This window comes from Frankia sp. Hr75.2 (genome assembly GCF_949319125.1).
Lineage (GTDB): Bacteria > Actinomycetota > Actinomycetes > Frankiales > Frankiaceae > Parafrankia > Parafrankia soli.
This window is the reverse complement of record NZ_CASGGV010000060.1, coordinates 1-9,116: the sequence shown is the minus strand read 5'-3', so window position 1 is coordinate 9,116 and position 9,116 is coordinate 1. Positions and strand designations below refer to the sequence as shown.

At 67.8% G+C, this 9,116-nt stretch carries 10 protein-coding genes and 1 pseudogene; 5 read left to right on the top strand and 6 right to left on the bottom strand.

Annotated features, from left to right (window positions below; translation table 11 throughout):
• The 5 genes from AC559T_RS06505 to AC559T_RS06485 all read right to left on the bottom strand — a co-directional run.
• Nucleotides 1–524, bottom strand: a 524-nt coding sequence (locus tag AC559T_RS06505) for an MBL fold metallo-hydrolase (protein WP_498868093.1), incomplete at its 3' end; no start/stop codon positions are given.
• Between the two features lie 16 nt (nt 525–540).
• Nucleotides 541–1,551 (bottom strand): alpha/beta fold hydrolase, encoded by a 1,011-nt coding sequence (locus tag AC559T_RS06500; RefSeq protein ID WP_498868092.1) that lies wholly within the window; start codon nt 1,549–1,551, stop codon nt 541–543.
• The gene (locus tag AC559T_RS06495; protein WP_112108962.1) at nt 1,548–2,369 is read right to left on the bottom strand and encodes an NAD(P)-dependent oxidoreductase; all 822 of its coding nucleotides are present in this window, start codon (nt 2,367–2,369) and stop codon (nt 1,548–1,550) included. The genes AC559T_RS06500 and AC559T_RS06495 overlap by 4 nt, the downstream gene beginning before the upstream one ends.
• A 110-nt stretch (nt 2,370–2,479) precedes the next feature.
• The gene (locus AC559T_RS06490; RefSeq protein ID WP_112108961.1) at nt 2,480–3,265 is read right to left on the bottom strand and encodes an SDR family oxidoreductase; all 786 of its coding nucleotides are present in this window, start codon (nt 3,263–3,265) and stop codon (nt 2,480–2,482) included.
• 42 nt (nt 3,266–3,307) lie between these two features.
• A complete protein-coding gene (locus AC559T_RS06485; protein ID WP_112108960.1) occupies nt 3,308–3,979 on the bottom strand; it encodes a TetR/AcrR family transcriptional regulator in 672 nt (223 codons plus the stop codon).
• Nucleotides 3,980–4,104: 125 nt separating this feature from the next.
• On the opposite strand from AC559T_RS06485, the gene AC559T_RS06480 reads away from it, so the two are divergent.
• The 4 genes and pseudogenes from AC559T_RS06480 (at nt 4,105) to AC559T_RS06465 (ending at nt 7,975) form a co-directional block, all read left to right on the top strand.
• On the top strand, nt 4,105–4,830 hold the full coding sequence (locus AC559T_RS06480) for a carboxymuconolactone decarboxylase family protein (RefSeq protein ID WP_112108963.1): 726 nt from the start codon (nt 4,105–4,107) through the stop codon (nt 4,828–4,830).
• Nucleotides 4,831–5,457: 627 nt separating this feature from the next.
• The gene (locus AC559T_RS06475; RefSeq protein WP_235014920.1) at nt 5,458–6,588 is read left to right on the top strand and encodes an ABC transporter substrate-binding protein; all 1,131 of its coding nucleotides are present in this window, start codon (nt 5,458–5,460) and stop codon (nt 6,586–6,588) included.
• Nucleotides 6,589–6,698: 110 nt separating this feature from the next.
• Nucleotides 6,699–7,088, top strand: a pseudogene (locus AC559T_RS06470) (ATP-binding cassette domain-containing protein); the annotation flags it as partial.
• 29 nt (nt 7,089–7,117) lie between these two features.
• Nucleotides 7,118–7,975 (top strand): SDR family oxidoreductase, encoded by an 858-nt coding sequence (locus AC559T_RS06465; protein WP_498868091.1) that lies wholly within the window; start codon nt 7,118–7,120, stop codon nt 7,973–7,975.
• 42 nt (nt 7,976–8,017) lie between these two features.
• Here the strand turns inward: AC559T_RS06465 and AC559T_RS06460 are convergent, their stop codons facing one another.
• Complete coding sequence (locus tag AC559T_RS06460; RefSeq protein ID WP_112107690.1) at nt 8,018–8,407, bottom strand: Dabb family protein; 390 nt, start codon at nt 8,405–8,407, stop codon at nt 8,018–8,020.
• A gap of 75 nt (nt 8,408–8,482) precedes the next feature.
• On the opposite strand from AC559T_RS06460, the gene AC559T_RS06455 reads away from it, so the two are divergent.
• Nucleotides 8,483–9,116, top strand: a 634-nt coding sequence (locus AC559T_RS06455) for a TetR/AcrR family transcriptional regulator (RefSeq protein ID WP_498868090.1), incomplete at its 3' end; no start/stop codon positions are given.

Sequence of the window (9,116 nt, the reverse complement as noted above, 5' to 3'; positions counted from 1 at the left end):
AGGTCGCCAGTGGTGCCTGAGTCGGCCTGTGGGGCGCGGTCGGGGTCGGGTGAGCGTGTGTCCCAACGCCGGTATTCCGTGTCGACGAAGAGGTAGACGGCGTTCGGGAAGGTGGGTGTCCATCTCTCGTCGACGCGCATGGTGTTCCAGCCGCAGTGGTCGTGGTGCAGGTGGGTACAGAACACGACGTCGATTGTTTCCGCGGGTGCGCCGGCTGCGGCCAGGCGTTCGAGGTAGGGCAGGTCGAGGTCGTCGAAGTATGAGACGCCGCGCTTGCGGCCGTTGCCGTTGCAGGGGTCGACGAGCACGGTCAGGCCGTCGACGCGGACGACCCAGCTGTGGTTGGAGAACTGGAAGGTCATCGTCGCCGGGTCGAGGAATCCGTCGGGCAGCGGGGTGATGCGCCGAGCGATGAAGTCCTTGTCGTCTGTGAGTGCGATGAACGGGACGGGGAGGTATTGCTCTTCTACGCGGTCGATGCGGGCCGCGCCTACGCTGACGGTGGTGCCTGACGTTTCTGTCATGGGTTTACCCTTCCTCTTATGGCTGGGTCCCGAGACTGCCGTCGGTGGAGCTGGTCGGCGGCAACGCGCGGATCCATCGCGCGAGGCGGTCCCAGAGCAGGCGGCGGGTGCCGGCGGTGTTGTGGCAGTGCCCGGATTTCGGCAGCACGAACAGGGTGACGTCGAGGGAGGAGTAGTAGGCCCGGGCCTCGTCGTGGTGGCGGGGTGTGGAGTCGCGTTCGCCGAGGCCGATGAACACCGGGCAGCGGAGGCGTCCCGCGTGGTCGGAGGCGATGAACGGGACGATCGACAGTGGGCCGCTGACGCCTGGCAGGTGGGTGTTTGTCAGGTCGTCGGTGGCGATCACGTCTGCGGGTACGTCGTCCCAGTAGAAGTGGTGACGCATGGCTGTCATGGTCCGGTCGGCCGCGAACGGCGTGTCGAACGCGCCGGACCTGGCAGGCTCCATGATTGCCTCCAGGCTGGGCACGCCGAGCACGCCGGTGCCTATGCTGGCGTGGGTGTCGGCCCAGGTGATTATTGGTCCTACTGTCCCGTATCCGAGCGGTGCGACGGCGTCGAAGCTGCCGTGCAGTGACTGCTGGAAGATGGCGAGCATGGCGCCCATCGAATGGCCGACTCCTACGGTCGGGCCGAGTTCGAGCGGGCCGAGGTCGGGTAGGAGTGAGCCTTTCACGGCGCGCTCCGTCAGCTCGGCGAGTGTCGCCGCGTTCGCCGCCGCGACGACGTCGGGTGTGAGTTCGGCGGCTCGGGGGTGCCGGGAGCTCTCGCCGGTGCCGATGTGATCGACGGCGATGACGAGCATGCCGTGGCCGGCCATGTGCTCGCCGAAGCTGTAGCCGGTGCGGCCGGGGACTTCGAGGTGCCAGTACGCCTTTGTGTAACTACCGCCGGGCAGGCAGAAAAGTAACGGCACCGGCCCCGCTGTTCCGGCTGTGGGCGGGAATACCCAGGTGGTGACGTGGTGGCGCCCGTCGATCGGCACGCGGCCCGTGACGTCGACGACGGCGGTGGCTGGGGTGGTCATCGGTGGTGTCCTAACAGGCGCAGGGCGGTGTCCGCCAGCTCGAAGAGCAGGGGTTGGTCGGTTACGCCGCCGGCCTTGGCGAGGTCGAGGGCGATGTCAATGTCCTTGCGCAGGACCGGTGCGTGTTGCGCGATGCCGGAGGTGTCGAAGTCGGAGCGCGCCAGGATCGCGGCGGCGCGGCTTCCGCCGCTGCCGTTGGCGAGCACCCTGGCGAGGGCAGCACGGTCGACGCCCAACCCGTCGGCGAAACCGAACGTCGTGAGGCCGACGGCGATCTGCGCGGTGAACACGAGGTTGTTCAGCGCCTTGGCGACCTGGCCGCTGCCGAGGGCGCCGAGGTGCAGGACGGGGTCGCCGAAGGTTTCGAAGACCGGACGGCACCGGGTCAGGGCGACCTCGTCGCCACCGGCCATCACGAGCAGCCGTCCCGCTGCGGCACTCGGCGCGCCGCCGCTGACGGGCGCGTCGATCAGCGTGACGCCGTGGCCGGCGGCCTTCTCCGCGAGGCGGTGGCAGGTCGCCGGGTGGATCGTGGAGTGGACGGCTATGACGCCGCCGGGGGCCATGCCGGCGAGGACGCCGTCGGGGCGCAGCAGTACGTCTTCGACGTCGGCGTCGGCGACCACGCAGAGGCCGACGAGGTCGCTGGCGGCCCCGACCTCGGCGGGCGTCGAGACGACGGTGGCGGCGGTATCGGCAAACGGCGCCACCGTTTCCGGGCGACGCCCCCAGACGGTGAGCGGGTAGCCGTCCTCGACGACTCGACGTGCCATCGGCGCGCCCTGGCTGCCGAGCCCGATGAACCCGACTCGCACCATCAGACAACCTCCTCGAACGCGGGCGACGACGCCCGTAGCGAACGTTCCATAGGACGGACGAGCACGATCCGAAACAGCGCGTCGTTCCGTGGCAGGACCGACCGGAGTGCTCATTGGTAATCGCTGACGAGCCGGGCCAGGTAGGCGTCGAGGTCGGCGGCCCGTTCGCGGAGCTCGTCGGCCGCCTCCGGCGCGGTGAGGAGCAGGAACCGGTCCTGGACGACGGCGTCGGCCACGAGCTCGCCGACGGATTCCGCGTCCACGACGGGAAAGCTGGGGCCTCGTGGCGGGTTCGGATCGCCGTAGAAGCTGATCTGTTCGATGATGTTGGTGGCGACGCCTGCCGGGCACAGGCAGGTCACTCCGATGCCCCGGGGCCGAAGGTAGAGGGCCAGTGCCTCGGACAGGCCGACGACGGCGTGCTTCGTCGCGGTGTAGGGGAGGCGGTCGAAGCCGTAGGGCAGCAGGCCTGCGGTCGACGCGGTGTTGACGACGTGGCCCGACCCCTGTTCGAGGAGCAGCGGCAGGAAGACGAGGTTGCTGCGCACGACGCCCAGAAGGTTGACGTCGACGACGCGCTGCCACGCCTCGAACGGGATGTCTTCCGGGGCGCCGACGGCGAGGATGCCCACGTTGTTCATCACGATGTCGATGCGCCCGAACCGGTCCAGGGCGAGATCCCGGGCGGCCTCCAGATCGGCGAGGCTGGTCACGTCGCACTTCGCCGCCGCGGCATGGTCGCCGCACTCGGCGGCCACCGTGGTAGCGCGGGCGCCGTCGACGTCGGTCACGACGACCCGGGCACCGCGGGCGGTGAAGGAACGGGCCGCGGCTCGGCCGATACCGCTGCCAGCTCCCGTGATCAGTGCGACCGCGTTGTCGAGGTCCACGCTCATTGCTGATCTACTCCGTTGGTCAAAGGGACGTCTGGCGTTTGATCACAGGAACGTCCGCCAGGCGACGCCGGCGGGGTCGGTGCCGTCGAGGGTCGCGAGTGCGGCCTCGGAGACCGGGGCCTCGAGGAAGCCGACCATGCCGTCGAGGAGGCTCATCACCTCGACGGCGAAGGGAAGGACGGCTTGACCGCCTGACCGGGCCCGCTCCCGGTCAGCACCGGCGTGCACGATGGACGTCATCGCGTGGGTGATGCGGTGGGTACGCAGCGGCTCGGCGATGTGCGGCAGCAGCGCCTTCAACTGCTGGTCGAATGCCGTCACCGAGCTCCGGAACTCCTCCGGCATGCTCTCGAACACGTCACGGCGGCCGCACTGCCAGAGCATCGCCACGAAGTTGAGGTAGTGGCTGCCGGGCTGCTCGCTCTGCTCCAGGACCGTCCGAAGCTGGCACTCGACCCACGAGCGCAGATCCTTCGGGCGCAGCTCGGCGACCAGCAGGGTGCGCCGCTCGTGCAGGCGAGGAAGCCGATACTCGAAGATCGCTTGGGCCAGTTGGTCCTTCGAGCCGAAGTGGTACTGCACCACCGAGTTGTTGCCGTTGCCTGCCGCCACCCTGATCTGGCGCATCGACACCCCCTCGATCCCGTGCAGCGCGAACAGGCGCTCCGCGGCGAGCACGATCTGTTCCTTCGTCGAGCGAGTCACCATCGGCATGGCTGCATAGAAGCACTCTGGACGAAAGTGAGTCAATCCTCTTACAGTTCAGCAACACGTCTCATGCAGCGCCGGGAGGTACCCGCGTGACCCACCCGCCAGCCGTCCAGACCTACCGCGAGGTCATGACCGTCGACCCGCCTGTCAAGACCACGCCGTTCGAACAGGCGACCCACGAGTTCGTGTTCGGCCAGGTCTGGCCGAGGCCCGGACTCAGCCGCCGCGACCGCCGGTGGGTCACCCTCACCTGCGTCGCGGCGGCCGACTCGCCGCAACCCATCGACGACCACGTCTACGCCGCCCTGAACAGCGAAGACATGTCCCTGGAAGAGATGCTCGAGTTCGTGCTGCAGTTCGCCGTCTACTGCGGCTGGCCCAAGGCGTCCCACGTCGAAGGCGTGATCCGTCGGCAGTGGGTGCGTATCCGGACCGCACGCGGCGAGGACGCGACGCCGTGGCCGATGCTGGCCGATGCCACACTCGGCCCGAACGACTGGGCCCAACGACTTGAGCGCGGCGTGAAGGAATTCGAGGACGTCAACGGCTTGCCGGCACCCAAGCCCGACTCGCCGTACACCCACGCAGGCATCCTCAGCTACGTGTTCGGCCACGTCTGGCAGCGGCCGGGCCTCAGCCGCCGCGACCGCCGACTCGTCACCGTCGCGAGCGTCGCCGTCGACGACTCGCCGATGCCGTTGATCGCGCACGTCGGCGCCGCACTGCAGTCCGGCGACATCACCAAGGCCGAGATGGACGAGGTCGTACTGCAGTTCTCGGCCTACTACGGGTTCGCCAAGGGCGAAGCGCTGCAGGCGAGCGCGGACGACGCCTGGGCTCGCCTGCACGGGTAGCAGCTCACGACAGTGCCGGCACCGTCCGCCCCTGCACCGGTGGGCGGGGCAGGAGGTAGCGGCGGCTACGACAGGGCGATGACCCGGCTCTCGATCGACCGGCCACACCGAAAAACACTGCAGTACCTCGACTGACCCAGTGCGACGGTGAACCGGTAGCCGGGATATTCCTCACAGGAAATACTCAGAAAGCGGGCTGTCGACGCCGCGCGCGGTTGACCCCGCCAAGCAGAGTCGGCACAGAGGGAATAAAGAGAGTCTCCCGCAGGGCCACTGTCATCTGTGATGGTAGCGGCGCCGGCCCGCGCTGTTCTCGCCCACCTGCCCTCCGTGTGAACCTCGAAAAACTTTCAACTAAGGCGTTAACGCCGTCGTTCGCTGTTGACGTCATGTGTCGCTCTCTGACCGGCGACCTGTCGGACTACTCGACCATTAGATGGGAAGAACATGCACCTTACGACCGTACCGCCCGGCAGTCTGGCTCAGTCACGGGCGCGGCGACCGATCGCGAGAAAGCGTTTAGCAGCCTTATCCGCCTTATCTGCTAGCCTGCTTTTTGTCGCCGCGTGTAGTTCTGGCGACGACGGCTCAGCTGAAACACCTGCCACTGGCGGGAACACAGCGGACGTGCTCGGGCCATCGGCGCCGGCGCAGGGCGAGCCGGTACGGATCGGTCTGGTCACCGACGGCAAGAGCGCCGGCGCGGACACGTCCGTCGAGCCGGCGGCGGCCGACGCGACCGTCGCGTTCCTGAACGAGCGCCGCTCCGGTATCGGTGGTAGGCCCATCGAGCTGGTGAAGTGCGAGACGCTGGGAGACCCCGCCAAGGGCACCGACTGCGGAAACCAGATGATCGAAGAGGACGTCGTCGCCGTCCTCATGGGCAACTCGGCTGTCTCGGACAGCGTCTGGGAGCCGCTGCACGAAGGACACGTCCCTGTGGTGCTGTTCGCCTCGAGCGGTGCCGGCCCGCTGGCCGATGGCGAGTCGACCTTCATCCTGACCGACTCCTCCTTCGCCGTAATCGACCTTCCCGTGCAGCTCGCGGAGGAACGGGACGCCACAAAGGTGACGTCGGTCGTGATCGACGTGCCGGCCGCGCTGAACCTCGTACAGAACGTCGCCCCGGCGCTGTTCGAGGACGCGGGCATCGACTTCGATCTCGTTCCGGTGCCACCGGGCACGGCTGACATGACGCCGCAGATGCAGAACGTCGTGGACGGCGACACTGGGGTCGTGTTCATCGTGGGCAACGACGCGTTCTGCATCAGCGCCATGAACGGCCTGCGGGCCGTCGGGTACGAAGGCCAGATCAGCGCCATCTCGCAGTGCATCACCGACGCGACGCGCAAGGGTGTTCCCGGGGACCTGCTGGAAGGGACGGTCGTCGCCGCCTCGGCGCCGATCGGGCTCGACAACTCCTCGACCCGCCTCTACAACGCCGTCGTGGAGACCTACGGCGACGACGTCGACACCAGCCAGGTCCTCGGGATGAGCATGTTCACGACGATTTCCGCCCTCCAGTCGGGCGTCGAAGGGATCACCGGGGACGTCACCTCCGAGTCCATCATCGCCGCACTCAAGTCGATGCCGGAGAAGGACCTTCCAGGCGTGGAGGGCATGCGGTTCCGCTGCAACGGCAAGGCCGACCCGAAATCACCCTCGGTCTGCGTCCGCGGAGGCCTCGTCACGACGCTGAACTCCGACGGCCAACCCGCCGAGTACAAGGCGCTCGGCGTCACTCCGATCGAGGACTGAACCGGCTCAGGTTCAGCAACGCAGGCTTGACCGGAACAACGTCGGGAGATCGTGATGGACCGCGTCGCTTCGCTCCTTCTCGGGCTGGGTAACGGGGGAGTGTACGCGGCGCTCGCGGTCGCGGCCCGAAAACCCGGTCGATGCTGGAAATCTTCCCTGCTCTGGAGCGGCGGTGGACCCTACCCGCGGGGGCGTTGTCCGGCGGCGAGCAACAGATGCTCGCGATGGCACGGGCTCTGATCCAGCAGCCCAAGGTGCTCCTGGTCGACGAGCTCAGCATGGGCCTGGCACCGCATGTGGCCGAGGCACTGTTCGACACCGTCCGCCGCATCGCCACCGACCACGGCAGCGCCGTAGTCCTCGTCGAACAGCACGTGAACCTCGCGCTCGAAGTCGCCGACACCGCCGCCGTCCTCAACCACGGCACCATCGTCCTACGAGGCCCCGCCACGGAACTCGCCAACGACACCAAACGCCTCGAGCGCACATACCTCGGCACACTCGGGACAAGTGGAAGAGGACTGACCTCATGCCTACGATCGGAATCGCGACGGGCGCAGGGCGCGGAATGGGAACTGCGTGCGCGGCACGGCTTGCGGACATCGTCGACGTCCTGCTCCTGGTTGACAAGGACGATGGATCAGCGGTAAAGACAGCGAAGAGCCTCGTCGGCGACGACCGGAGAGCCAAGGTCGAACCGTTTCCCCTCGACGTCACGGACCGCGAAGGTCTGTCACGTCTGTCGTCGCGGGTATCGGAATTGGGCACGCTGCGCGCTGTCGCACACGCCGCAGGCATCTCTCCGACCATGGCCGACTGGCGTCAGGTCCTGACCGTCGACCTCGTCGGCACCGCCCTACTCAGCGAAGCGCTCTTACCCTTGACGACGCAAGGCACAGCCGTCGTCCACTTCGCCTCGATCGCGCCGCTGCTCGACCCAAGCGGGGCGAATCCGGCCGCTGAGGCTGCGCTCGACGACCCACTCGGGGCAGGTTTCCTCGAGCGGATACACGAAGCAGTCGGATCCACGATCGAGGACTCCGGAATAGCTTATATCTGGGCGAAACGTGGGGTCCAACGGCTTGTGCAGCGCGAAGCCACCCGGTTCGGCCGGCTCGGCGGCCGGGTCTGCTCCGTGTCACCAGGCATCATCGACACCCCCATGGGCCGGCAGGAGGCAGCGACTCGATCTACCAACGACTGGCTGGTGGAACAGACGCCGCTCGGCCGAGAGGGCCACGCCGACGAAGTGGCTGCTGCGGTGGCCTTCCTGCTGTCCAACGAAGCGAGCTTCGTCAACGGGATCGACATCCCAGTCGACGGCGGCGTGATAGCTGCCCTACGGACCGCCGTTCGTCTGGGCCAAGACCGCCGACGAGATCCTTGAGACCCTCGCCGCCTACTGCCAGCGAATCAGCGACTCAGGACACTAGGCGGTGAGGAGCGCTTCGACCTCGCGGCCCCAGTCCGGATACATCGCGGCCTTCCGGGCGTGCATCGCGAAGATCGCCTGATGCAGCCCGGGATCCAGATCGTCGGACAGTCGCACCGCCGACAGCCTGGCCAGCCTCCCCAGGATCACGTCGTCACCCTTCACATGCACCGGGTCGTGCATGTACCGCTCCAGCGCGTCCAGGTCCGGGATCGCCGCGAGGTAGGCGTGGGTGAATCCCTCAGCGGGGTCACCGAGATCCTGCCCGACGGCGGCGAACGCGACCGACCCGGTCGAGGCCGTGCGCCGCATCGTGGCCAGCACCTCCGCCTTCTCATCCTCGGTGACGTCGTTCCGAAAGCTGAACCGCAGCACGTTGACGATCAACGAAACTCCCCTGCTCGTTATGCACCAATCAGTGCACTTTAGCGCACCAGCACGTGCGATAGCTATCCTTGCCTGGTGGGCGCAGCGAGGCCGGACGGAGCGAGAGGCCGGATCGACAAGCGGCAGGCGATCCTGGACGGCGCGTTCACGATCTTCGCCCGGGACGGATACCACACGGCGGGGATGGACGCGATCGCCGCCGAGGCGAAGGTCGCGAAGCACACCCTCTACAACCACTTCGGGGACAAGGAGAACCTCTTCCGCGAGGTGGTCGCCGCCCTGTCCGACCAGGCGCTGGCCCGTAACCTCGCCGCCGTCGAACAGCTCCGCGAGCAGGGCGATCTGGCCGCGATGCTCACCGAGACCGGTCGTTGCCTGGCCGAGTGCTACTGCGATGAGCGTTCGTCGGCGCTCCGGCGGCTGCTGCACTCGGAGATCACGACCATGCCGGACCTGCTCGACATCGTCCGCGACCGGGCGAGCGACCGGGTCAACGACGCACTGGCGGCGCGGCTGGCCAGACTGGCCCTGGCCGGCCGGCTGGATCTCGGCGGCGACCCCGCGATCGCCGCCGAACAGTTCGGCGCCCTGCTCACGGGCTCGCTGGAGGCCCGCTCCCGGCTGGGAACTAGGAAGATCCCCCAAGCGGAGCTGCGGGCCGTCGCCGGACAGGCAGCCGCGACCTTTCTCCGCGCCTTCGGCACCGAGT

Bases quoted from the DNA above. Each gene is read 5' to 3' on its own strand.
- AC559T_RS06465 (WP_498868091.1), top strand. From the start codon at position 7,118: ATGCCTACGATCGGAATCGCGACGGGCGCAGGGCGCGGAATGGGAACT.
- AC559T_RS06490 (WP_112108961.1), bottom strand. From the start codon at position 3,265: ATGAGCGTGGACCTCGACAACGCGGTCGCACTGATCACGGGAGCTGGC.
- AC559T_RS06480 (WP_112108963.1), top strand. From the start codon at position 4,105: ATGACCGTCGACCCGCCTGTCAAGACCACGCCGTTCGAACAGGCGACC.
- AC559T_RS06500 (WP_498868092.1), bottom strand. From the start codon at position 1,551: ATGACCACCCCAGCCACCGCCGTCGTCGACGTCACGGGCCGCGTGCCG.
- AC559T_RS06485 (WP_112108960.1), bottom strand. From the start codon at position 3,979: ATGCCGATGGTGACTCGCTCGACGAAGGAACAGATCGTGCTCGCCGCG.
- AC559T_RS06495 (WP_112108962.1), bottom strand. From the start codon at position 2,369: ATGGTGCGAGTCGGGTTCATCGGGCTCGGCAGCCAGGGCGCGCCGATG.